The organism is Bifidobacterium pluvialisilvae (genome assembly GCF_019331695.1).
Classification (GTDB): Bacteria; Actinomycetota; Actinomycetes; order Actinomycetales; family Bifidobacteriaceae; genus Galliscardovia; species Galliscardovia pluvialisilvae.
The window spans coordinates 1-25230 of the sequence record NZ_JAHBBI010000012.1 but is presented as its reverse complement, the minus strand read 5'-3'; the positions used below and the strand labels follow the sequence as shown (position 1 = coordinate 25230).

Annotated in this window: 11 protein-coding genes and 2 tRNA genes; 5 read left to right on the top strand and 8 right to left on the bottom strand. The window is 65.3% G+C overall.

Annotated elements, in window-relative coordinates; genetic code table 11:
* The first annotated feature begins 14 nt into the window (after positions 1-14).
* Positions 15-1178, top strand: coding sequence for a DUF8462 domain-containing protein (locus KIH77_RS09250; protein ID WP_236024607.1), 1164 nt, complete (start codon positions 15-17; stop codon positions 1176-1178).
* A 541-nt stretch (positions 1179-1719) separates the two neighbouring features.
* Here the strand turns inward: KIH77_RS09250 and KIH77_RS09245 are convergent.
* A complete protein-coding gene (locus KIH77_RS09245; RefSeq protein ID WP_219101215.1) occupies positions 1720-2979 on the bottom strand; it encodes a restriction endonuclease subunit S in 1260 nt (419 codons plus the stop codon).
* Positions 2980-3278: 299 nt separating this feature from the next.
* Here KIH77_RS09245 and KIH77_RS09240 point away from each other — a divergent pair, with 299 nt between their 5' ends.
* The gene (locus KIH77_RS09240) at positions 3279-4703 is read left to right on the top strand and encodes an ATP-binding protein (protein WP_219101213.1); all 1425 of its coding nucleotides are present in this window, start codon (positions 3279-3281) and stop codon (positions 4701-4703) included.
* 64 nt (positions 4704-4767) lie between these two features.
* On the opposite strand, the gene KIH77_RS09235 is transcribed toward KIH77_RS09240, so the two are convergent.
* The 7 genes from KIH77_RS09235 to KIH77_RS09205 all read right to left on the bottom strand — a co-directional run bounded on the left by KIH77_RS09235 (position 4768) and on the right by KIH77_RS09205 (position 21249).
* Positions 4768-6231 (bottom strand): type I restriction-modification system subunit M, encoded by a 1464-nt coding sequence (locus tag KIH77_RS09235; RefSeq protein WP_219101211.1) that lies wholly within the window; start codon positions 6229-6231, stop codon positions 4768-4770.
* A gap of 305 nt (positions 6232-6536) precedes the next feature.
* A tRNA-Thr gene (locus tag KIH77_RS09230) sits at positions 6537-6608 on the bottom strand.
* Between the two features lies 1 nt (position 6609).
* Positions 6610-6691, bottom strand: a tRNA-Tyr gene (locus tag KIH77_RS09225).
* 355 nt (positions 6692-7046) lie between these two features.
* The gene (locus tag KIH77_RS09220; RefSeq protein ID WP_219101209.1) at positions 7047-16523 is read right to left on the bottom strand and encodes a type I polyketide synthase; all 9477 of its coding nucleotides are present in this window, start codon (positions 16521-16523) and stop codon (positions 7047-7049) included.
* Positions 16524-16725: 202 nt separating this feature from the next.
* On the bottom strand, positions 16726-18324 hold the full coding sequence (locus tag KIH77_RS09215) for an acyl-CoA carboxylase subunit beta (protein WP_219101207.1): 1599 nt from the start codon (positions 18322-18324) through the stop codon (positions 16726-16728).
* A 1-nt stretch (position 18325) separates the two neighbouring features.
* The gene (locus KIH77_RS09210; RefSeq protein ID WP_219101205.1) at positions 18326-20218 is read right to left on the bottom strand and encodes an ATP-binding protein; all 1893 of its coding nucleotides are present in this window, start codon (positions 20216-20218) and stop codon (positions 18326-18328) included.
* A gap of 62 nt (positions 20219-20280) precedes the next feature.
* The gene (locus KIH77_RS09205) at positions 20281-21249 is read right to left on the bottom strand and encodes a biotin--[acetyl-CoA-carboxylase] ligase (protein WP_219101203.1); all 969 of its coding nucleotides are present in this window, start codon (positions 21247-21249) and stop codon (positions 20281-20283) included.
* Between the two features lie 233 nt (positions 21250-21482).
* Here KIH77_RS09205 and KIH77_RS09200 point away from each other — a divergent pair, with 233 nt between their 5' ends.
* The 3 genes from KIH77_RS09200 to KIH77_RS09190 all read left to right on the top strand — a co-directional run.
* Positions 21483-22097, top strand: a complete 615-nt coding sequence (locus tag KIH77_RS09200) for a biotin transporter BioY (protein ID WP_219101201.1) — start codon at positions 21483-21485, stop codon at positions 22095-22097.
* 124 nt (positions 22098-22221) lie between these two features.
* Positions 22222-24231 (top strand): DUF6020 family protein, encoded by a 2010-nt coding sequence (locus KIH77_RS09195; RefSeq protein ID WP_219101199.1) that lies wholly within the window; start codon positions 22222-22224, stop codon positions 24229-24231.
* A 676-nt stretch (positions 24232-24907) separates the two neighbouring features.
* A partial coding sequence (locus KIH77_RS09190; RefSeq protein WP_219101197.1) for a hypothetical protein occupies positions 24908-25230 on the top strand: 323 nt, incomplete at its 3' end.

Below are 25230 nucleotides of genomic sequence, written 5' to 3'. Positions count from 1 at the left end.
ATTTGTTCTATTTGATGGATATCATCAAGGGAAAAATCTTCTGCTCGGATTGCATAGCAAAGAGGTGGCCCATGATTTTCCCTGCGAATCCATTCAAACCCACCGCCGGAGTCATGCCGCCGGTGTTAATCGGAAGGGAATCGGTCGTTGCCGATTTCGATGAGGGGCTCAGTGACGGCCCCGGAGCCCCTGACCGGCTTATGCTAATCACCGGGCCGCGAGGCAGCGGTAAGACGGTGATGCTTACCGAGCTCGGCAAAATGGCGTCGAAGCATCGCTGGATGGTCATTGACGAAACAGCATCCGAGGGGCTGACGGATCGGCTTATCTCACGTATCGCCCCGGAGCCGAGTCGGATTTCCGGGGTTTCTTTCAAACCATCGGTCATGGGGGCGAGTCTCGGCGAATTCAGCATCGCTCCGGCTCTGCGGCCTTCCACACTGCGCGACGCCATGACGGCCAGACTGCATGCTCTCGGCAAGGGGAAGGGGCTGCTGATCACGCTTGATGAGACGCAGGACGCTTCAATCGAAGACATGACCGCATTGGCAACGGCGGCCCAGCATATGCTGCGGGAGAATGCCGAGGTCGCTTTTGTGTTCGCGGGGCTTCCCTCACTGATTTCCGACCTGTTGAACGCCAAGGTATTGACGTTCCTGCGCCGCGCCTCCATCAAGGAGCTGGGCGATGTGCCGTTGCAGGAGGTACGGGAGGCGTTCTCCTCGACGATTCATGGAGCCGGAATCGGCATTGACGATGAGGCATTGGATATCGCCACCGAAGCGACTGGCGGGTACCCGTATATGATTCAGTTGGTCGGCTATCACATGTGGCGTCATGCACGCAGAAGACAGGATGGCCCGAGCAACGTCATTACGGTGGACGATGTACATAGCGGAGTGGAGCAGGCCCGGGCCAAGCTCGGCGAAGGAGCGTGCGCACCCGTCGTCAAGCAGCTTTCCGAACGCGCCCTCGATTATCTGAATGCCATGGCGGTCGACGATGGGCCATCCGCCACATCAGATGTCGCGCAGCGTATGGGAGAAAGCATGGATTATGCGAACATCTACCGCCAGCGTCTGATTGGCGAACACATCATCACATCGCCGGCGCGGGGACAGGTGGACTTTGCGATTCCGTTCCTACGCGAATACCTGCGCAGCCAAAAGCATGGGTAGAACGGGAGAGACGACACCGCCTCAGCAACCACCCCGAAACACGCTCGACTGCCTCACCCACTTGCCTCCCTCTGGCGAGGGAGGTGGCACGGCGAAGCCGTGACGGAGGGAGAGACACCACCGCCTCAGATTCCACCCCGAAACACGCTCGACTGCCTCACCCACTTGCCTCCCTCTGACGAGGGAGGTGGCACGGCGAAGCCGTGACGGAGGGAGAGACACCACCACCTCAGATTCCACCCCGAAACACACGCGACCGCCTCACCCACTTGCCTCCCTCTGACGAGGGAGGTGTCACGGCGAAGCCGTGACGGAGGGAGAGACACCACCACCTCAGATTCCACCCCGAAACACACGCGACCGCCTCACCCACTTGCCTCCCTCTGACGAGGGAGGTGGCACGGCGAAGCCGTGACGGAGGGAGAGACACCACCACCTCAGCAACCACCCCGAAACACACGCGACCGCCTCATCCACTTGCCTCCCTCTGACGAGGGAGGTGGCACGGCGAAGCCGTGACGGAGGGAGAGACACCACCGCCTCAGATTCCACCCCGAAACACGCGCGACTGCAAGGAGCCAAACAACTCCTCATCCAGCTCCAGCGCCCGCTCGACCTTCCTGCGCGCATCCTCGATGGCGGCAACCTTCTCCGCGAACTCATGCTGAAGGGAGAGGGGCGGAAGAGGGATGCGTACCGGCTGCAACATTTTTTGATTCAGATTCGCAATATTCGATCCTCGACCGCGACCGAGCACGTGTTGCCGAACAGACTTCGACTGCAACACAGCATTCAAGTACAACGGCAACAGCCTATCTTCGCTATTCAAACGGAACCTAATACAGAAACCACCATACGACACACGTTCCTCGCCCGGATATACTAAAAGACTTCTTCCAACAAGTGCTTTATTACCGTTGGAACGAACAAACAGAATATCGCCGTCCTTCAACAGATATTCCTGACTAGGCATGGCATTCATCGAAACCAAGGCAATATCATCGAAGGTATTCAGACTAAAACGGGAGCCAAAATCCCCGACTCCGATAACTTTCAATTCGCAACCGGTTTCCCCTTTGCCGAAGTTCAACCCGTTCTTGAACGCACCTAAGTTCGACAGAGGGCTGCAATTCCATCCTTTCGGATTCAAAACCGGATCCCCGAACATCTCGGCGAACAGCGAGCGCGGCAGCTCATCCAACGCATCCAGCACCTGACGACGCTTGGTGCGGATGGCGTCGGCGCGGTCGAGGATGGCGACGATACGCCTCTGCTCAGAAAGCGGCGGGAGGGGAACGGGAATCTGGAGCAGGGTCTTTGGACTAATTCTCGGCAGATTCGCCCCACTCGTTCGGGAGGCAGCAAACGCAACCATCTTAGGCTGAGAAAGATAATATCCCAGAAAATCCCTATGCAGCGATTCTCCGGGAACAATCGGAAGAATATCAGTGCTGCAGATTCCGTCACGCTCAGGCTTCGCGATCTTGCCAAGATTCGGACGAAGCTTGCCGTATAGCAAATCGGTCTTGGAAAACGCGAACTTGGAACTGGTCAATCCTGAATCGACAACATGACGATATTGCAGTATACGACCACCGCGTTCGATATCCTCCAGCCCAAGATACGCAGTCGTCACATCGACTTCGCCCGGATCGACAACATCACGACGTATAGTCGCCACATCCCCCAGCTTCACCATAGGAATCCGGCCACCCTCAGTCTCGCTGCGCTCGACAGCTCCCTCGTTGGAGGGAGCCGGCTTCGTCGCCTGTGCCGCGTCAATTCCATCGTCGTGTGTCATGGTCCCCACTGTAGCGGGCGGGACGAATCAGCGAATCCACGGTTCCCATCCGCCATACACATCACGACGAACAGGAACCCAAACGACGGCACAGTTCCCATCCGTCATACGCGCCACAACAAACAGGAACCCAGCATCCCACACATTTCCCATCCGTCGCATCCTCCGCAACAAACAGGAACGGAACGCCGCCAACCCCCATCGCAAATAATATTGAAAACTCTATATTAGTAATTTCTAATATTGAAAAATCTATATTAATATTTTCACTGGTTGTTGTCGTCGCGGGAAAGGACATCATGTTCATCGGAAGACAGGAAGAACTCCAGTCGCTGGAAGCCATGTACGCCAGCACACGATTCGAGATGATGGTGCTCTACGGACGCCGCCGCGTAGGAAAGACATCACTCATCGACCGGTTCCTGAGCGGCAAGAAAGCCCTATACTTCACCGCGCGGCAGCAGAGCTCACGACTGGTGCTCCAGGCGTTCTGCACAGCGATATCCGAATACTACGGCTTCTCCACGCCACTGACCTTCGACAACTGGGACAATGCCATCAACTTCCTGGTGGAAAACGCCAAGAAAAACAGTGAAGCGGGAGATGGCAAAACCGTCATCGTCTTCGACGAGTTCCCCTATGCCGCGGAAGCGGAACCAGGACTCCCCTCGATGCTCCAAATCGCCATCGACCACGGATTCAACAGCACCAACACCATGATCATCCTCTCCGGCAGCAACCAAGGATTCATGGAGCGCGAGGTCCTCGGCAGCAAAAGCCCACTGTACGGACGCCGGACCGGCCAACTCAACCTCCAACCATTCGACTGCTTCGACGCCGCACGATTCCTCGACGGCCACCCCGCCGAAGAGCTGGTGAAATACTACGCCACATTCGGAGGCACACCATATTACCTGGCCCAGCTACGTCCCGGACTCTCGTATGAGCAGAACATAGCCAACCTCTGCTTCTCCAAAACCGGCATCCTCTACGAAGAACCGCTGATGCTGCTGCGCGAGGAACTGAAAAGCCCGGCAATCTACGATTCCATACTGCAGGCGATCAGCAACGGATGCAATACGCCAAAAACCATCGCCGACAGAATCGGCATGGAAACGACCTCCCTGCCGTTCTATCTCAAAACACTGGAGGGCCTACGACTCGTGGAACGCATCATCCCCTTCGGTGACAAGCCCACGTCGCGAAAATCACGACTGCGCATCAAAGACCCGTTCTTCGCCTACTGGTACCGGTTCGTGGCCCCGAACGTCACCTTCATCGAAACCGGCAGCGGCGGCATGATAGCGAAACGCGTAGCAAACAGCGAGCCATTCACCACCTACGTCGGCCAGCAATTCGAGAACATCTGCCTGCAATGGGTGCTACGGGCAGGACGCGACGAACGCATACCACTGCTACCGGTGCAGACCGGCAAATGGTGGGGCAACAATCCCCTGAAACGCGAGGAGACCGACATCGACGTGGTGGCCGCGGACACCTTCGACCGAAAGCTGCTGCTCGGCGAATGCAAATGGCGCAACCACGTCAACGAAACCGACATGATCGAATCATTACGGGAACGCATCGGCCTGATTCGCGGATACAAGGAAACACTGCTCGCGTTCTTCACCAAGAACCCCGTGCACGAGGCAACCCGGGAAAAATACGCCAACGACCCCGGCACGATGTTCATCTCGGCGGATGAGATGTTCGACATCGAATAGTTCCGGGGACGTCGGTGTCGGGGACGGTTGGACGGTGGCGGCGGTTGGACGTCAGCGACGGACGCTACGCGAGCAGGTCGCGCAGGGCGGCGACGTCGTTCGTGATGCCGGCATTCAGGGCGTCGATGTCGGCGAGGATCTCGGCGGGGTCGCGATGCTCCTCCTCCTCGTATTCGATCTCCTTGTACCGGTTGAGACTCAGGTCGTAATCCTGTTCGGCGATCTCCTTCTTCGGCACGACGAACGACTGCGCGGTGCGCGGCCGCCCGGTCTCCGACTCCTCGGCACGATGCGGCCAGCGGGCCAGCACGTCCGGCAGATCATTCGCATCGACGGGATTGCGTTTGTCGTCCAACGAGAACCCATCGGCATGGACGTCGTAGAACCACACGTCATCGGTGCCGCCGGAATCGGTTTTCGTAAACACGAGAATCGCCGTGCTCACGCCGGCATACGGCTTGAACACGCCGCTGGGAAGCTTGACGACCGCGTCAAGCTTCTGCTCCTCCACCAACGCCTTACGCAACTTCTTATGCGCGGACGTGGAACCGAACAGCACACCCTCGGGCACAATCACGGCGGCGCGGCCACCCGGCCGGAGCATACGGAGGAAATGCGCGAGGAACAACAGCTCCGTCTTCTTCGTCTTCACCTGACGCAGCAGCTTCGCGCTCGTCGTCTCATAATCAAGACTGCCGGAGAACGGCGGATTCGCAAGAATCAACGAATACCGGCCCTCGTCCTCGTCGCCGGACTCACTCAACGAATCCTTGTAATGCACGTTCGGATTCTCGATGCCATGCAACATCAGATTCATACTGCCGATGCGCAGCATCGTATGGTCGAAATCGTAGCCGTGGAACATGTCGGTGCCATAGCGGGCACGCAGGTCGGGGTCGGACAGCACCTGCGGATGATGCTCGCGCATGTACTCGCTCGCCGCCACAAGGAACCCGGCCGTACCGCACGCCGGATCACAGATGCGGTCGTCGGGCGCGGGAGCCATCATCTCGACCATCAGATGGATGATATGCCGCGGCGTGCGGAACTGGCCGTTGACGCCGGAACTCGCCAACTTCGACAACAAGTATTCGTACAGGTCGCCGTTCGTATCGGTGTTGTCGAGCGGAATCTCATCGACCAGCTCCACGACCTTGGCCAGCAGCACGGGCGTGGGAATGGTGAAGCGCGCATCCTTCATCTGCTCGGCATACGACGAACGCTCGCCGCCCATCGACCTCAGGAACGGGAACACGCGTTCGGAAACCGTCTCGTACATGGTCTGCGGATCGGTTTCGATGAACACGTGCCAACGCAGGTCCTGCTGCGACTCCGTGTAGATGGGGTGGGCGATGGGCCGGCGAAGACGACGGGCCTTGTTCTCCTCGCGCTGCTGGTTCATGTCGAGACGACGAAGGAACAGCAGATACGTGATCTGTTCGATGACCTCCAGCGGATTCGAGATGCCGCCCGACCAGAACGCATCCCACACACGGTCGATCTTGTTACGCACTTCTCCTGCAAGCATGGTTCCCAGCATAGTGGATGGGCGGGTTGGTGGGTGGGGTGTGGGTTGGATGGGGTGAGTTGTGCGGGGTTGGAAGTGTGACCGGGTGCAAGTTCAGTGCGTAATACGTGACCGGGTGCGGGTTTGGTAGGTAAAACGTGACTGGGCGCGGGTGCACCGAGTCACGCAACTTCAAAAACGTTGCAATTTCAACGTTTATACAACAGCGTGACCGGGTGCGGGTGTGCCCTGTCACAGCCACACGCACCCAGTCACATACCGCAGGGCGCATAAACGGGAGATAAACGGGAAATAGAAATTAGGAGAGCCTCGAGCGAGAATCGGACTCGCGACCTCTTCCTTACCAAGGAAGTGCTCTACCACTGAGCTATCGAGGCGTGGCGGATAGTGGATTCGAACCACTGAAGCACGAAGCGGCTGATTTACAGTCAGCTCCCTTTGACCGCTTGGGAAATCCGCCGGTCTGTTTCCTTCGCGACCAGGAAGCCGAGTTCGTTCGCGTCTGGCCTGTTTGGCCTGCTCGGTCTGCTCGCTTCAGGCAACCTGAATATGATGGCACGGGAACGCGGCCCACGCAAGTCGACGCCCGCGAACGATTTCACAATCCAATATCCTTCCCGATATGCGCAACGCCCTCGGCTCCCTTCGGGGATGAAAGGAGCCATTGGGAATTCAGAGAAGGCTATTTGACGGGTCAGCCTCCCCTCAGTCGGCTACGCCGACAGCTCCCCTCCAGAGGGGAGCCAAGGGAGCCGGGGGTGTGACCGGGGCCGCCAAGGCCGCGCACGGAATCCGGACGCGACCCCGGTCAGGCATCACGCCTCGTAATAGCCGGACTTGCCGAGACGGGCGTCCGGATCGAGGAGCATGGCCTTTTCGACCTCGTGGCCGTTGTAGCGGCCGCCGTCGGCGAGCTTCGTGCCGTCCTCGCGGAAGCGGCGGTTGTCGATCGGCTCGTAGAGCGCGGCGCGGCCCATCATGCCTTCCTCGAGTCGGCGCTGGCCGGCGGCGAGGCGGGCGTTGGCGCGCTTGCGCCATTCGTCGAGCGCGGCGGCGCCGGCGGTGTTGGCCACGGCCGCCTCGAACGCGCCCGGGTTCACGATCGCCGCGAAGCCGGAGACGTGGCCGAAGCCGAGCGAGGTGGCGAGACCGGCCTTCACCTTGCCGATGTGCAGCGGCTTGGTGAGCCAGACCATGTGGTCGTCGCGACGCAGCTTCGGGTCCACGCAGTCGAGCGAGGCGTTGGCCGGGATCACGCCGCTGTTGAACAGCTGCGTGAGGCCGTTGACCTGGAAGATGCAGGCGCCGCCCTTCGCATGGCCGGTGAGGGTCTTCTGCGAGATCACGAACAGCGGGTTGCCATCGGTGCGGCCGATGGCGTGGGCCAGCGTGTTGTGCAGCTCGGACTCATTCGGATCGTTGGCGTTGGTGGACGTGTCGTGCTTGGAGACCACGGCGATGTCGTCGGGCGTGACGCCGAGCTTCGCCAGATCGTGCACGAGCTTGGAGTCCTTGCCGCCGAGACCCGCGGCGAGCGCGCCCAGGCCGGGTGCCGGGATGGACGTGTGCGCGCCGTCGGCGTAGCTGTGGATGAATCCGACCACGCCGGCGACGGGCAGGCCGAGCTTCAGCGCGATGTCGCCTCGGGTGAGGAGGATCGTGCCGCCGCCCTGGGATTCCAGGAAGCCGCCGCGGCGACGGTCGTTGGCGCGGCTGAAGAAGCGCGCGTCGATGCCCTTGTCGTACATCTCCTGCGAGTTGGCGGTGGCGTTCATGTTGCCGAAGCCGATGACCGATTCCACGCCGATGTCGTCGATGGCGCCGGTGACGACGAAGTCGGCCTTGCCGAGCGCGATCTTGTCGGCGCCCTCCTCCAACGACACCGCGGCGGTGGCGCAGGCGGAGACCGGCTGGATCATGTTGCCGTAGCCGCCGATGTAGGACTGCATGACGTGGGCTGCGACGACGTTCGGCAGGGCCTCCTGCAGGATGTCGGTCGGGATCTCGTGGTTGAGGAAGCGGTCGAGGTAGAGCTTGCGCATCGAGGCCATGCCGCCGAAGCCGGTGCCCTGCGTGCTGGCCACCTGCGACGGGTGGATGGACTGCAGGATCTCGGTGGGCGTGAAGCCGGCGGAGAGGTAGGCGTCGACCGTGGTGACGATGTTCCACAGCGCGATCTCGTCCACGTCGCCGACCATCGAGGCGGGGATGCCCCACTTGAGCGGGTCGAAGCCCTTGGGGAACTGGCCGCCGACGGTGCGGCTCATCGTGGCGCGACGCGGCACGCGGACCATGGAGCCGGCGTGGCGGGTGACGTTCCACTCGCCGGATTCGTCGTCGGGCGTGATGTCCGTGTGCTTCGGGTCGAGCTTGACGTATTCGTCGGCGATGTCTTTGGTGGGCACGGAGAAGGTGACGTCGTGGTCGAGGTAGACCTCGGCCTCCTCCTCGTCGGCGCCGTCCTTGTAGTCGCTGCCCATGCCTTCCTCGAACGGGCGGATGCCGGAGCGGGCCACGACCTCGTCGTGGTAGCGTTCGGCGATGTCCTCCTCGGGCACGAGGTTGCCGTCGGTGTCGTACCAGCCGGGCTTGGGGCTGTCGTTCCACGTGAGCAGGCCCATGTTCCAGGCGAGTTCAAGCACGGCACCGGCGGAGAGGTCGACCTCGCCGTCGGAGTGGATGCCGAGTTCGGCCTCGAAGCGCGTGCGGCCGGAGCCCCACGGTCCGAGTTCGCCGATGGAGACGATGACGATCTCGTCCTCGGGCCTGGCGGTGACGTTCGCCCAGTCGGCGAGGTCGACCGGGGCCTGATGCGGCACGTGCGGCGTGGGCAGGGCCTTGATGGCGGCGCCCTTGGCCGGTGTGTCGTTGCCACCCTCAGTCGCGGCGTTCGCCGCGCCAGCTCCCGCCAGCGGGAGCGAATCCGCGGCGGCGTCGGCGAGGGCCTCGGCGCGCAGGGCCTTGATGTCGATGGGCTCGTTGCCGAGTCCGCCGGTGAGGTCCACGTCGAGCGGGGCCTCGACGGCCTTGGCGCGGGCCTTGGCGTCGGCGAGGTCGAGCAGCTTCACGGCCATGTCGGCGGTGGAGTACGTGTGGATGCCGTGGCGTTCGACGACGGCGACCAGCGGGTCGTTGCCGCCCATGAGGCCGGTGCCGCGCACCCAGCCGATCTTCGGATGGGCGAACGTGACGCGGCCGGACCACGTCTTTTCGGCACGGGCGCGGTTGACGATGGCGTCGAAGGCGGACTTGACCTCGCCGTAGGCGCCGTCGCCGCCGAAGATGCCGCGGTTGGGCGAGCCGGGCAGCACCACGTGCAGCTTGTGCTGCACGTCGGTGTCGGCGCCGATCTTCGACAGCCCGGCGATGGCACGTTCGACGCCCCAGAGCATGAGGCGCGCCTGGGATTCGAACAGTTCGCCCGAGTCGGCCAGGGTGCCGTGCACCGGCGGGGCCGCGAACGGGAAGAACAGGCTCGGCTCGTAGGCGGGCTTGAGGATGGTCGTGGTGGCGCCGTTGACCTTCTTCTGCACGTTGCCGACCCATGCGACGAGCGCGTCGACGTCACGGTAGCTGGAGAGGTTCGCGGGCACGAGCCACAGCTTCGCGTCGCCGGCCGCGTGCTCACGGTAGGTCTGCTTGGCCCAGGCCTTCACGCTCGGCTTGAAGCTGTGCGAGGTGGCGATGACGGTGGCGCCGCCGGCGAGCAGGCCGTTGACCACCTGCGCGGCGATCGAACGCGGCGCCACACCGGTGACGACGGCCACGTCGCCCGCGAAGCGGGATGCGGTCTCGTCGTCGGAGGCCGGTTCGAGGGCCTCCTTGGCGATGCGGGCGAAGGCGGACTTGGCATCATTCCCGGCAGATCCTTCGACTTCGCCCTGACGGGCTTCGCTCAGGATGACAGCATGGTCGGCCAGTCTATCGGCGAACCATGTGGCCTCGTCGGCCACGGCCTGGCCGAGGCCGCGGAACGAGCCGTCGAGCGCGGAACCGTCGCCGTTGTAGAACGCGCGGGCGAGGTCCTCGCGGGCGGAGGCCCAGCGGTCGTCGAACAGGATGGCCTTGTTGGCGTCGAAGCGGGGTTCGACCTGCTTGGGCCAGTCGGAACCGAGTTCGGCGTCGACGGCCTCGACCACGGCGGCGTTCTCGTCCTCGCCGGGTTCGGCCACGGGGGCGGCCACACCGAGTTCGTTCAGCACGAAGCGGGCGGTGGAGGCGAGCACGCCGTTGGCGCCGGTCACCTTTTCGGCGAAGGCGTCGAGCGCGGCGGAATCGACCACGGCGCCGCCGGCGGAACCACCGGCGTTCGGCTTGGAGACGGCCACGCCCTTGGTCTGGCCGACGAGCACGACCGCGTCATCGATGAGCTTGTCGGCGGCGGCCGCATTGGCCACGGCGCCGGTGGGCAGCTTGGCCAGGTCGTCGCCGCGGGAGCTGGCGCCCTCGCGGGTGTCGAGCAGCAATGCGGCGGTGACGGCGGCAACCCAGCCCTCGCCAAGCTGCCAGACGCCGGTCACGCGCTCGCGGATGTGCGCGGGCTTGACGCCGGCGGCGCCGAACAGCGAGCGCATGCGGTCGCGGATGGCGTCGGAAAGCACCGGGCCGAACGGCTTGTAGTTCGGGGCCACCTTGTTCACGATCTGCGCGAGCTGCGGCAGCGTGGCTTCGGCGGCGCCGTCCACGCTGGCCACGCCCAGCTCGGAGCTGATGTCCATGAGCAGCTGGTTGCGGCGGGAGGAGACGCCGTTGGTGAGGGTGTCGGTGGTGTCGTTCTCGCCGATCTGGTCGAGACGGATCTTGGTGGAGTAGGCCATGAGCACGCCGATGGCGTCGGATGCCTTGAACGGCAGGTCCTCGACGGGGCCGGAGACGGCGGAGCCGAGCTGGTCGACGGCGGAATCGGGAGCGGCCGCGGCGGCGGGGGCCGGGGCAGTGGGTGCGGCGGCGGGCTGAGACGGTGCATTACCACCCTCAGTCGCGGCGTTCGCCGCGCCAGCTCCCGCCTGCGGGAGCGAAGCGGCGGGAGTCTCCACGGGTTCCTCCTCGGGAACCAGCGAATCAGAATCCGTCATATACACACGTCCCTCGTCGCGACCGACGTTGTAGACGGTGACCTTGCGGTTCTTGAAGTCGGGCAGACGCAGGGTCTTGGCACCGAGGTTCGCGAGCGTCGGGGCGTTGCCGAGACCGACCTCCACATACTCCTCCACGCCGAGGCCGCCCTTGGCCTGCTCGCCGAAGAGCAGCGCCTGGGTCTCGATCCACCGCACCGGGGAGGCGAACTGCCAGGAGAGCAGTTCGGTCAGCAGCAGTCGGCCGAGCTTCTGGTCATCCTCGGCATAGGACTGCCATACGGCGTCGTCGTCCAACGCGGCCTTGATGCGTTCGGACGGCACGACGTCGAGGATCTTCCGCGCGAACTCCTTGGTCATCTCGAACGGCGCGGCCACGAGGTTCGGAATGTACCGGCCGACGAGGCGTCCACGGTAGTCGATGTGCCGGGGCAGCAGGGCGTCGAGCTTGTCGCGGAACTCGGGAACGCCCTTGCGCAGCAGCGTGGAGTGGAACGGCACGTCGATGCCGGGCACGAGCATGAACGCCGGCTTGCCGCCGTATTCGGCGACGCGACGGGCGGCGTCGGCCTTCAGGGCCTTGAGTCCGGCGATCGTGCCGGCGATGGCGTACTGCTGGCCGGCGAGGTTGTAGTTCACGATCTGCAGGAACTCGCCGCTCTTCTCGGCCACGGACTCCACATACTGCTTGACGTGCGCGTCGTCCACGCCGAACTGGTTCGGACGCAGCGCGCCCATACGGTAGTTGGAGCGTCCCTGGGCGTCGCGCGGAATCAGGTGGTGCATGGTCGAGCCGCGGTGGAACACGAGCTCCAGCACGGTCTCAAGCGGAATCACCTGGGCGAACGCGGAAAGCGCGTTGTACTCGCCGAGCGAGTGGCCGGCGAAGTAGGAGGGCCAGATGTCGCTGCCGGTCTCACGCAGACGCGCGGTCTGGGCGAACGCCACGGTGGCGAGCGCCACCTGCGTGAACTGGGTGAGGTTGAGCAGGCCGTCGGGGTGGCGGTAGGTCACGCCGTTGGCGGTGAGCTCCTTCGGGTTGTCGCGCACGACGGCGAGGATCGAGAATCCGAGCTTGGCGCGGGTGAGCCTGTCGGCGCGCTCCCACACGTCGCGGGCGGCGGCGGACTTGGCGCGCTCGTCGAGCACCATGCCCTGCTTCTGGATGCCCTGGCCGGGGTAGACGAACGCGGACTTCGGCGCACGCACGATGGCCGTTCCACGTGAAACAATGTTGCCGTCAATGCGGCTGGTGACCTCGAGCACCATGCCGCCGTGGCTCACCTTGCCCACGCGTTCGACGGATATCTCCACCTCGTCGTTCAGCTGGACCATGCCGTACATGTTGTACGTCCAGCCGGCGATCTCGTAGTGGGCGCCCTTGTCGTCGACGGCCTGCACGGCGTGCTGGGCGGTGGCGGAGAGCCACATGCCGTGCACGAGTGGGGCGGCGAGGCCGCTGACGGCGGCGCCGCGCTTCGACGTGTGGATGGGGTTGAAGTCGCCGGAGGTGCGGGCGAACGCGGTCATCTCGCCGGGGGCGACGACCTTCACGCGACGCAGCAGACGGCGCGGGGTGTCGAGCGTCTCGGCGTCGATGCCGCCGAAGTCGGGCGCCTCGGCGGGCAGCGCGTCGGAGTAGGCGCGGCCGCGGATGGCGAAGCGCTCGGTCTCGTTGGCGAGCACGGTGCCGTCGGCGGCAGTGTGGGTCACGTGGATGGTGACGACGCGGCCGGACGCGGACTCGAAGTAGTCCTCGGCCCAGCTGGTCAGCGAGATGGTCTCGCCGGTGTGGGCGAGCAGCTCGTCCTCGGTGACCTCGAGACGGATGAGATGGTCGAGGTGCACGGCGTTGAGCAGGCCCTCGATGACCGGGAAGCCATGCACGTACACGGAGCCGAGCGCCGCGTAGATGGCCGGCCATGCGGGGCCGACAAGCGCGTCGGGCGCGATGCGCGACGGCACGAGGCTGGCCGGCAGCGCGCCGCCGGTGGCGGCCTCGTGGTCGAAGCCGAGGTTGGCGCTCAGCGTGTACGTCGCATGGGCCTGGCCGAACGGATACGTCGCGGTGTCGGCGACCTTCTCGATTTCGGGCATGGCGGTGAGCTTGTCGCCGGTGATGGCGGTGTTGCCGATGCCGGCGGTGTCGGCCAGCATGCGGTACACGTGCTCGGGCAGGCGCTCGCGGTCGACGACCGGGAACAGGCCGGTCTCGTCGCCGTTCACGTTGAGCGGGATGACGATGTCGCGCACGGCGTGCTTGCTCCTGCCGCCGTCGGGATCGTTGTCCCAGTACGTGTCGAGATGGATGTCGAGATCGAACTTCTCGACGGGGCCGTCCTCGCCGACCTTGCGGATCTCGTAGTATTCGTCGCCGACCTTGGTGCCGTAGGCGGGGTTGGCCATGAGATGGCCGACCCAGGAGATGTTCGGGCTCTTGCGAATGAACTCCTCGGCGGAGGTCGAGTCGCCGAGCGTGGAGAACGCGGCATCGGCATCGTCGGCAGCAGCGTCGTCGACGTCGGCGGAAGCCTCGTTGACGCGTTCGACCATGGCGGCCTCGAAACGGCCGAGGATGCTGGCGATCGGCTCGTCCACGGTGGTGATGGCGGCCACGGAGATCGGGCCGGGGATGATACGCACGGAGTCGGCGGAGTAGCGCGGGTCCTCGGACTGCCACAGCTGGTCCTGGCCCCACCAGCGCAGCAGGTCGTTGTCGATGACCGGCACGAACGGCATGGGCTTCGGGTATTCGCGCACGAGCACGGGGAACCATGCCACGTCGCTCGGCACCACGGTGATCTCGTCGGACTGCGGGTAGGCGTCCTTAAGCCTCTTCAGCGCGGCTGCCGGTTCGAGCACGTCGTCGCGGCCGGCGAACAGCGACTCGAACTCGCCGGACTCCTGATCGCGCACACGGGCCTCGATGCGCTGCAGCAGGTGCAGGAAGCGGTCGGCGTAGGTCTCGTCGGCCCACGGGTACGAAAGGTCGGCGAAGCGCTTGGCCCACGCGTAGTAGGTCATGGTCTCGAGGTCGCCGAAGTAGGGCTTGGCGGTCTTGTTCAGCGCGGCGATGATCTCGTCGCGGCGCTCGTCAAGCTCCTCGGGGTGCTTCATGACGCGCACGAGCAGGCGGCCGCACACGGCGGAGGAGTTCTCCACCTCGTAGATGTCGGCGTGCAGGTGGCTCAGGCCGGAGGCCACGCCGCCGACGGACTTGCCGGACGGCACCCACTTCTCGCCGAGCGGGGCGAACGGGTCGTCATCCTTGTCGGCGTCGGTGATGCCGGGGGTCTCGACGAGCAGCTGCTTGACCTGCGGGCTGGTGTGCGCCTCCTTGGCGGTCATGGCGGCGGTGCCGACGAGCACGCCGTCGACCGGCATGAGCGGCAGGTCGTAGGCGCGGGACCACTGGCCGGTGATGTAGTCGGCCGCGCGCTCGGGCGTGCCGGCGCCGCCGCCGACCACGAGCACGAGGTTCGTCTGCTCGCGCACTTCGGCGTAGGTGCTCATAAGCAGGTCGTCCAGGGACTCCCAGCTGTGGTGGCCGCCGGCCGCACCACCCTCGACCTCGATGAGGATCTTGGTGGGGGCCACGGCCTTGGCGATGCGCACGACCTGGCGGATCTGGTCGACGGTGCCGGGCTTGAAGCTCACGTAGGGGAAGCCGTCGGCGTTGAGCGTCTCGATGAGCTCCTTGGCCTCGTCGAGCTCGGGGATGCCGGCGGAGACGACCACGCCGTCGATCGGCGTGCCCGAGGCGCGCTTCTTCGGCACGATGCGCTGCGAGCCGAACTGGAGGTTCCACAGGTAGCGGTCCATGAACATGGCGTTGAACTCGACGGTGCGCCCCTCCTCGAGCTCCTCCTCGAGCTTGGCGACGTGACGGTCGAACACCTCGGCGGTCACCTGGCCGCCGCCGGCGAGCTCGGCCCAGTATCCGGCGTTCGCGGCCGCGGCCACGATCTCCGGCTCCACGGTGGTAGGGGTCATGCCGGCGAGCAGCACCGGGGGCTTGCCGGTCAGGTCGCTGAACGCGGTGCGCACCTTCGGGCCGGCCGGGGTGGCGACCACGCGCGGCGCATAGCGGGTCCAGTTCTGGGTGCGGGCGGGCTCGGACTCCAGAGTCGAAAGCGCGGCGCGGGCGTCCGCGGTGGAGGCGTCCACCACGCCGACGCCGGTGCCCTGGGCCACGGTGCTCAGCAGCTTGCCGACCACGGTGCCGGGGCCGAAGTCCACGACCCACAGTTTGCCCGGGTCGGTGGATTCCAAGGCCTCGCGCACGCGGGCCGCCCAGTCCACGTGGTTGAGCAGCACTTCGGCGGCGAGCAGACGGGCGCGGTCCGTATCCAGTCCGCACCGGCCGGCCCACTCCACGGCCTGCTCCACGCCCTCGGCCATGATCGGGCTGTGGAACGGCAGGGTCACATCAAGGTATTCGAGCACGGGCGCGAACACGCGGCCGCCGCGCACCTTCTCCTCGCGCAGCGCGGCCTGGTGGCGATGCTCCTTGCCCGCCTCGATCTCGAAGGAGGCGAGGTCCTCCGGGTAGCCGGAGAGCACGTAGTGGTTGCCGGAGTTGGTCACGGCCACGGCGATCGGGCCGCGCGGGTTGACCACGCGGGCCACGAGCGCGTCGATCTGCTCGCGCGTGGCGCCCTTGACGGAGAGCATCGGCGTGGCCTCGCCGCTGCGGCTGGCGAGCGCGCTGCTGCGGGCCTGGCGCGTGCCGGCCACGCCAATCAGCGTGGCGATGGCGAGGATCTCGTCGATGGCGTCGAACGCGGCGTCGATGGATCCGGCCTTCTGGATGGCCTTGACCATGTGCACGGCGAGGATGCCCTGCGAGTGGCCGAGCACGGCCACGGGCTTCGCTCCGGCCACGTCGTAGCCGAGGTCGGCGGCGTCGAGCAGCGCGCCGAGCTGGGCGAGCGCGATGCCGGGCACGCTGGCGGGCGCGGCGGCCGCGGCGCCGAGCCGCGCCGGGTTCGGTTCGAAGCCGAACAGGTCGACCGGACGGCCCGTGGTGGCGAGCAGTTCGGCGGATACGGGCGTGAGCAGCCGCTGGGCGGCGGCCGCGTGTCCGCGCAGCTTCTCGTCGAGGGCGGGGTTCTGCAGTTCGTCGGCGAGCGCGACCGGCCACGGCGTCGACTGGCCGGCGAAGGCCAGCGCATGCGGCTGGTCGGCAAGACGGCTGAGGAAGAATTCGTTGGTCATGATGTTCCTTGTGTTCCTGTGTTCCTTGTGATTCTTATCGGTCTGTTGGTTGGTTCGATGGTTGGTTGATTGAAGTCTGGGTTGTGTTGGCTGGGCCATGTCGACTGTGGTCTCTCCCTCCGTCACGCCTTCGGCGCGCCACCTCCCTCATCAGAGGGAGGCATGGGATTCCGCCTCCGCATGCCGCATACGTGGCCGGCGGTCACATCGGCTGGTTGCCGTGGTGTTTGCCGGTGCGGCGCACGCGCCGCTTGGTGGAGAGCAGCCTCAGCGATCGTTCGATGACGTCGCGCGTCTGCTCGGGGTCGATCATCGCGTCGATCTCGCCCATTTCGAGGGAGAGGTTGGCGTTCACCGTGGTCTTTTCGTATTCGTCGGCCAGGCGTCGCCGCAGCGCGTCGACGTCCTGCCCGGCCTCGCGCGCCTTCTGCAGGTCCTTGCGGTGGATGATGTTCACCGCGCCGGCCGCGCCGAGCACGGCGATCTGCGAGCTGGGCCACGCCACGTTCACGTCGGCGCCGATGGCCTTGGAACCCATCACGATGTATGAGCCGCCGAACGCCTTGCGCAGGATGATGGTGATCATCGGCACCTGCGCGTTGGCGTACGCGTAGATGACCTTGGCGCCGCGGCGGATGATGCCGTTGTGCTCCTGGTCGGCGCCGGGCTTGTATCCGGGCGTGTCGACGAGCGTGATGACGGGCAGGTTGAACGCGTCGCACAATCGTACGAATCTGGCGACCTTTTCGGACGCCTCGACGTCGAGGATGCCGGCCAGCACGTTCGGCTGGTTGGCGACGACGCCGACGGGCCGGCCGTCGATGCAGGCGAAGCCGACGACGGCGGACTGCGCGTAGAGCTCCTGCACCTGCACGAATTCGCCGTAGTCGACGATGCAGCGGATCACGTCGAGCACGTCGTACGGCTGGCGGTCGTTATCGGGCATGATGGTGCCGATGCGCTTGGCGGCCTCCTGCTCGGCGTGGCCGGACGCGTACGCGTAGGTCGGCGCCTGTTCGTCGCTGTTGGACGGCAGGTAGGCGAGCACGGTGCGCGCGTAGTCGATGGCGTCGGCCTCGTCCTCGCCGAGATAGTGGGCCACGCCGGACGTGGCGTTGTGCACGTAGCCGCCGCCGAGCTCGTCCATGCTGATCGTCTCGCCGGTCGCGGCCTTGACCACGTCGGGGCCGGTGACGAACATGTTCGAGTTCTCCTTGGTCATGATGATGAGGTCGGTCAGCGCCGGGCAGTAGACGGCGCCGCCGGCGCACGGGCCGAGGATCAGGGAGATCTGCGGGATGAAGCCGCTGGCCTCGCAGGTCCTGCGGAAGATGTGCCCGTACTGGGCGAGCGCGGCCACGCCGTCCTGGATGCGCGCGCCGCCGGAGTCGATCAACGCGACGACGGGGATCTTCAGATCGATGGCCATGTCCATGAGATGGCAGATCTTGCGGCCTTCGGCCAGTCCCATGGTGCCGCCGCGCACGGAGAAGTCCTGTGCGTAGACGGCCACCTTGCGGTCGTAGATCTTGCCGAAGCCGGTGATGACGGCGGAGCCGGCCTTGCCGGCGTTGATGTCGCCGCCGTTGAACCGGCCGATCTCCTCGAACGTGTCGGTGTCGAACAGCAGGTCGAGGCGTTCGCGCGCCGTGTACTTGCCTTTGGCGTGCTGCCGTTTGACGGCGTTCGCCTCGGCGTCGCGCGCGAGCTCGGCCGCGCGCGCGATGGCCTCGCGCACCGGCTGGTGCCGGGCGGCGGCCGCGTTCGTCGTGTCGACGGAGACTCCCAGCGTATCGGTCATCTCAGGCCTCCTTTCCGTCGGTCGTATCGTGTGCGGCCGCACTGGCCGCATCGTCATGGCGGTCGTTCGCATGTTCGTGCGTGGCGCCTTCGATGTCCATCGTCACGAGCGTCTGGCCGGGGTCGACGCCGTCGGCCACGCCCACGCCGATCTTCTTGATGACGCCCTTGGCGGGCGCGTACACGTAGTTCTCCATCTTCATGGATTCGAGCACGACGAGCAGGTCGCCCTTGTCGACGGTCTGTCCTTCGGCCACGTTGATGCGTGTGACGACGGCCTGCATGGTGGCGACGATGATGCCGGACCGCGCCGCGTCGTCCGTATGACGGCTGTTCTCGCCGACGTCGTGCAATCCGGTGCCGCGCAGCGGCTGGGTGGGGCGGCGCGGGCCGCTCGTGCCCCTGCCGGAGCCGATGCCGGCGAGCAGGTCGGACGGCACGGCGAGCTTCACACGCTTGTTGTCGACCTCCACGTTGAACGTCTCCATGGCGGGGCGGCGTTCGTCGCGGCCGCTCACCGAGGCGGGCTGGCCGGCCGAGACGGCCTGCGGCTTGGCGTTGAGGTAGTTGCGTTCCAGCCACTTGGTGGTCACCTCGAACGGGTGGCCGTTCTCGGCGGTGAAGTCGGGGTTGGTGAAGATCTTCTGGAAGAGGCTGGCCGGCGTGGGCACGCCCTCGATGCTCAGCTCGCGCAGGGCGCGGCGCACGCGGGCCACGGCGGCGAGACGGTCCTGGGCGGTGACGATGACCTTGCCCATCATGGAGTCGTCCTTCGGGGAGACGGTGTCGCCCACCTCCACGCCGGTGTCGATGCGGATGCCGGGGCCGGACGGCCAGGTGATGGATTCCAGCGTGCCGGAGCTCGGCGTGAGGTTCGTGGCCGGGTCCTCGCTGGTGATGCGCAGCTCGAACGCGTGGCCGCGCGGGGCGGGCGCCTTGGTGAGTTCGCCGCCGTCGGCGATGGTGAGCTGCTCGCGCACGAGGTCGAGGCCGCTGACCTGCTCGCTGACGGTGTGCTCCACCTGGAGCCTCGGGTTGACCTCCATGAAGTACACGCGGCCGGCGGGGGTGACGAGGAACTCGCAGGTGCCGAGGCCCACGTAGTCGACGGTGTCGAAGAGCCGTTCGGAGAAGCCTTCGAGCTGGGCGCGCACGTCGGCGGTGAGGAACGGCGCGGGCGCCTCCTCCACGAGCTTCTGGTTGCGGCGCTGCACGGAGCAGTCGCGCGTGGAGTAGACGGTGAAGTTGCCGTGGCTGTCGCGGCCGGACTGGGTCTCCACGTGGCGGGCCTTGTCGACGAACTTCTCGATGAAGTAGTCGCCGAGGTCGCCGCCCTGCAGGGCGTCGTGGTTGAGGTAGAACTGGCGCAGCTCGTCGTCGTTGTGGATGAGGGTGATGCCGCGTCCGCCGCCGCCGTCGGCCTTCTTCATCATCACCGGGTAGCCGTTCGCGTTGGCGAAGTCGAGCAGCGTGCGCATGTCGGTGACCGGTTCGGCCAGTCCCGGCACGACCGGCACCTTGGCGCGGGCCGCCACCTTGCAGGCGCTGATCTTGTCGCCGAGCTCGTCGAGCGCCTCGGGCTTCGGCCCGACCCACGTGATGCCGGCGTCCTGCACCTTGCGCGCGAACGACGAGAATTCGGAGAGGAAGCCGTATCCGGGATGCAGCGCGTCGGCGCCGGAGCGTTTGGCGATGTCGACGATGAGGTCCTCGTTGAGATACGTCTTGAGGTTCGTGTCGCCGGAGAGCAGATACGCCTCGTCGGCCATCTGCGCGTACATGGCGTCACGGTCCTGTTCGGCGTAGACGGCGACCGTGCCGATGCCCATCTCCTGGGCGGTTCGCACCACGCGCAGGGCGATCTCCCCGCGGTTGGCGATCAACAGTTTTCGCATAGGGTCCTTCGGTTCGTGGATTTTCGTTTCGTAGGTGGGTTTCGTAACGGGTTGTGCAACGATCAGGCGGATGCCGGCGCGGGTGGCATCGGCATGACGCCGACGTCGCCGGTCGTGACGACGTGGGTCGCTCCGGCGTCGTCGCGGATGGTCAGCGAGGCGTCGGGGTTGATGGCCGTCGCCGTGCCGCATACGCTGCCGCCGTCGGCGAGCCGCGCCTCGACGCGGCGGCCGAGCGTCCAGCTCACCGCCCCGACCTCGCGCAGCACGTCGGCCACGCCGGCCTTCGGGTCGGCGTAAAGCCGTTCGAGCCGTTCGCGCAGATGATGGACGATGCCGGCCATCAACGCGTCGCGCAGCGTCGCATAATCGGGAAGGTTCCCGTAATGCAGCTGCAACGACGTGGCGATCTCGGTCGGCAGGTCGGCCTGCGGCACGAACAGGTTGAGTCCGATGCCGATGACCACGGCCGAACAACGGTCGTCGACGGGCACGAATTCGCTGAGCACGCCGGCCAGCTTGCGCCCGTCGCAGAACACGTCGTTCGGCCATTTGATGGTGAGCTTCCCCCGATCGGCGCCCAGCGCCGAAATCCTGTATTCGTCCGCGACGTCCCTCATGGCGTCGAGCACGGCGAGGCCGGCGCTCATGGTGATCCAGCCACCCAACGATGCGGTGATGAGCGCGGTGGGCGCGGGCACGGCGAACGATGCGAGCAGCGACTGGCCCGGCCGGTTGTACCAGACGCGGCCGAGACGGCCGTGGCATTTGGTCTGCGTGTCCGAGACGGCCACGGCGACCGGCAGCGCATGCTTCCCGGCGGCCGCGGCATCCCCGGTGGCGGCATCGTCGTACAGGTGCGCGATGCGGTGCACGGCATCCCCACCGTGGTCCGCATCCGGCGCGCCGGCCGCGATGTCACGGGTCATCATCGTGTTGGTGGAATCGACCGTATCCAGAATCGTCAGCGAATCCGCCTCGGCGGCGGTGCGCGGGGCGGGCGCCCGCCAGACAAAGTCATGAATCGGCATATTCGTCACGCTATCAATCCGCGGCCTCGCAACGGAATCCCCAAAGCGACAAAATCCGGTGCCGGTTTTTGTACGTTCATACAAACGGTTCCGTAAGACCGGTATTTATGCTGAGATACCAGCGGCCTCCAGCCGTACGAAACACGTGATTTTCCAACGGTTACGACATATACGCGCATAGAACGTTTGACGTGTTGCCATTATTGCCGCCGCCGCATATCGAAGGGATTTGTATGATTTCACAACACCATGGTCCAGCCCTTGAGCGCATCCGCCAAGAGGCCGATGCCGCCACCGCACGCCGTCTGCTGGCCTCGGGGGCGAAGGCGCTGCTGTTCGCCGGCCTCATGTGGGCCGCGGCGGCCGCCGGCGAGATTCCGGTGCCGGGCACGCCGGTGCCCATCACGATGCAGACGTTCGTGCTGATGCTGGCCGGGCTCACGCTCAGCTGGCGCGAGGCCGCGAGCGCGGTGGCCACGTATCTGGCGGCCGGCGCGGCTGGTCTGCCGGTGTTCGCGGGCGGCGCGTCCACGCTGGCGCTGGTCGGGCCGAGCGCCGGATTCCTCATCGGGTTCCTCCCGGCCGTGGTCATCACGGCGCTGGTGCGCGGCAGGGCCCGCACCGATTCGGTGCGCGGTCGGCTGCTGACGGCGCTGCGGTATTTCGGCGCGATCGTGCTGGGCGTGATCGTGGTGCTCTACCCGTTCGGCGCATTCGTGCAGTCGGTGCTGACCGGCGTGCCGTTCGGAGCCGTGATGGCGGCGTCGCTCGGCTTCCTCGTCGGCGACCTGCCGAAGGCCGTCATCGTTTCCGCCGTCTGCGCCGGATTCTCCGTCAGCAAACGGTGAATATGCGAGCGGTGAGGCTTTGATTCGGGAAACATGCGGATGTGACCGAGCACATCCGCATGTTTCCTCTGTGACGGCCGATACGAACACCCACAACTCGCGTTTTCCCGATAGAATCGGGGCGATGACTACGGTTTGGAATGTTTTGCGATGGATGTTGGCGGCCCTGGCCTGCCTGTGGCTGGCCTTCTGCACGGCGGTCGGGCCGATCTACCGTGCGGACGGGTCGATAGCCGACTTCTCGCTCGGCAATGCGGCGATACTCGTCGCGGCGTTCGCCGTGTATCTCGGGCTGGTCATCGGTCTGGCGAGCATCGCACGCAGCGGATGGCGCATCCCCGGTATCCCCAGAGTTATGCGCGGAAACGGCGACGATGGTGGAAAACCCCGGGGATTCCTCGCGAGGTACGAAGACACAATCATACGCGCGACCGACCGCACATGGAAGCTCGCGGTGATACTGCTCATCGGATGGCTGTGGTGCTATGCGACGCTGCTCAGCGCGTTCGGCGCCGACCTGTTCTCGCAGATCCGCGAATTCACGTCGTTCTGGGAGCAGACCCACGGCAATCCCCAGACCTATCTCGACGGCACGGGCGTGGTGAACACCATCATGGACGTCTACCCGACCGCGCATTATCTCTGGCCCGCCGACCCGACGTTCCTCACCAACCAGCACAACATCCTGCTCACCCTGCTGTATGGCGGCGTCGCATTCGCCAGCCGCGCGCTCACCGGCGCGCCCGACGCCGGCGTCGTGCTGCTGTCAGGCGCACAGTTCGCCTTCGCCGCGTTCTGCTGCGCCGCCACCGCGAACCGCTTCCTCAACATGCCGTTCCTGCACGACGCAGGGACCGGCCGCCCTGCGGACGCCGGTCCGAAGGGGTCCGCCGCCACCCGCCTCATCGTGCTCGCGATGCTGCTCCTCAACCCCATCATCGTCACCAGCACCATCGCATTGACGAAGTCCCCTCTGTTCGCATTCGCATTCGTCTGGTGGTTCGGCGTGCTGTATGAGATTCACGCCACACGATTCTTCGACTCCGGCCTGTCGGCCTCCGCTCAGGATGACCGAGAAAACGGAAGTCCTGCCTCTCAGAACGGCAGCAGCAACGGAACGCCCGCCGTCCAGAACGAGAAGTCCGTTGCTCAGAACAGCAAGCCCGCCACCCGAGTTGGCGGAACCATCACCCACATCCCCGTGCCGCCGCGCACCGCCGTCGCGCTCGCCGTTTCCACGTTCGTCATGCTGGCCAGCGCCAAATACGCGGTCTACGTCGTCGCACTGCTGTTCGTCCTCGCCATGCTGGCCGACCGCCGCCGCTGGCGCACATGGGCCGTCGCCCTGCTCATCCCCCTCATCGCGTTCCAGGGCATGCTCACGGCGCTCACCGCGTCGAACACCATCATCAACGGCGACGCCATCGAAAGCAAAGGCATCCAACTCCAGCAGATCGGCCGCGTCGCCCAACGCAATCCCCAAGGCATCCCCCAAAGCGCCCGCGAGAAGCTCGCCCCCATCATCGACCTCGACGGCGCCGCGCAGGCCTACTTCCCCCAGGACGCCGACCGCATGAAATCGTCAGGCTCCGCTGAGGATAAGACCATCGTCTACCAGTGGAAGACCGTCACCGCCGACGACATGCGGCAGTTCAACGCCGCATGGGTGGAGATCGTCAAGGCGAACCCCGTCATCGCCATCGACGCCCTGCTCGCCGAAAGCTACGGCTACTTCGACGTGACCGACATCCCCTACGTCTCGGCCATCTACTACATCGACAACGGCGTCATCAAGACCAACGCCACGCATATCGCCGGCTGGATGGGCGGCTGGCGCGACGCCGTGGCCTGGGCATTCAACGGCTGGTCGCATATTCCGGTGCTCGGCTGGCCCATCCACGGCAACTTCTGGACGGTTCTCGTGCTCGTCGTCGGCGCGGCCGAAGTGGTGCTGCGGCGCTGGCGCGCCCTCGCGTTCCACCTGCCGATGCTGCTGCTCATGGGCGTGATGATCACCGCACCGGCCAACAACTTCGACCGCCACATGCTGCCGTTGGTCTTCGTGTTCGCGTTCCTCGCCCTCTGGTTCCGCCGCGATACGGATGCGATGCCGAAGATATCCACCGGTCAATAGTCCCACGGGTTTGTGGGTCTATCCGTTCTCCAAATTGGATTCGTGGGTCCGTCCCGTTCTCTAATCGGGTTTGTGGGTCCACCGGCTCGCCAAATCGAGTCCGTGGGTCCGCCCGTTCTCCAAATTAGGTTCGTGGGCCTATCCGCTCGCCAAATTAGATTTGTGGGTCTATCAGTTCACGAGGAGCCGATTTTCGCCGTCCTCGTGTATGCGATAGACCCACAAACCTCTTTATGAACGGATTAACCCACTATTAATGAATAGGACGGACCCACAAAACCGCTGTTGCGACTCGATAGACCCACAAATCTAAACACCGTTGCCACAGGACGCCCGCACATCCGATGCCGAGCCGTCCATCCGATGCCGAGCCGTTCATCCCGAGCCGACACCCGCACGTCCCACATCGAGCCGCCCGTCCCATGCCGACACCATCCGTCCCATGCCGATGCCGTCCATATGCCCCACACCGATACCGCCTTATCCGCCTCATCGCTCCCACGCCACTACCGTCCGCGCATTCCACGCCGTCCCATACTCCCACGCATCCCACGCCATCCCATGCCGTCCCGCCCATCCCATGCCGCCCCACGCGTCCTACGTGCGCCATACGTTCCACGCGTCCCACACCGATACCGTCCATCCGTCATAGGATGCGGCGACTATGCTGTTCGGTATGAAATTCTCGGTTCTGCATTCCCGCAAGACGCACGACGACGTCAAAGCCCACAAAGACGTCGCCGACGGTGCGGACTCCGCCGACGCCGGCGACGAACGCGAACGCACCGCCGAGGCGACGACGCCCGAGCCGAAATCCAAACGCGCCACGCGCCGGCAACCCGTCCGCAAGACGCCCCGTGCCCGGGCACGCACCGCGCGCAAGAACGCCGTCCCCGCCCCCAACACCGTGGCGGCGGCTCCAGAAACGAGCGGCTCTTCCCCCGCAATCGCGTCCGCAACGCCCTCCCCCACAGCCCCCACAGCCTCTACAGCCGCTCC

What these genes read in the sequence shown, in the direction of transcription:
- KIH77_RS09250 (WP_236024607.1), top strand. Translation starts at nt 15, where the DNA reads ATGGATATCATCAAGGGAAAAATCTTCTGCTCGGATTGCATAGCAAAG.
- KIH77_RS09245 (WP_219101215.1), bottom strand. Translation starts at nt 2,979, where the DNA reads ATGACACACGACGATGGAATTGACGCGGCACAGGCGACGAAGCCGGCT.
- KIH77_RS09240 (WP_219101213.1), top strand. Translation starts at nt 3,279, where the DNA reads ATGTTCATCGGAAGACAGGAAGAACTCCAGTCGCTGGAAGCCATGTAC.
- KIH77_RS09235 (WP_219101211.1), bottom strand. Translation starts at nt 6,231, where the DNA reads ATGCTTGCAGGAGAAGTGCGTAACAAGATCGACCGTGTGTGGGATGCG.
- KIH77_RS09220 (WP_219101209.1), bottom strand. Translation starts at nt 16,523, where the DNA reads ATGACCAACGAATTCTTCCTCAGCCGTCTTGCCGACCAGCCGCATGCG.
- KIH77_RS09215 (WP_219101207.1), bottom strand. Translation starts at nt 18,324, where the DNA reads ATGACCGATACGCTGGGAGTCTCCGTCGACACGACGAACGCGGCCGCC.
- KIH77_RS09210 (WP_219101205.1), bottom strand. Translation starts at nt 20,218, where the DNA reads ATGCGAAAACTGTTGATCGCCAACCGCGGGGAGATCGCCCTGCGCGTG.
- KIH77_RS09205 (WP_219101203.1), bottom strand. Translation starts at nt 21,249, where the DNA reads ATGCCGATTCATGACTTTGTCTGGCGGGCGCCCGCCCCGCGCACCGCC.
- KIH77_RS09200 (WP_219101201.1), top strand. Translation starts at nt 21,483, where the DNA reads ATGATTTCACAACACCATGGTCCAGCCCTTGAGCGCATCCGCCAAGAG.
- KIH77_RS09195 (WP_219101199.1), top strand. Translation starts at nt 22,222, where the DNA reads ATGACTACGGTTTGGAATGTTTTGCGATGGATGTTGGCGGCCCTGGCC.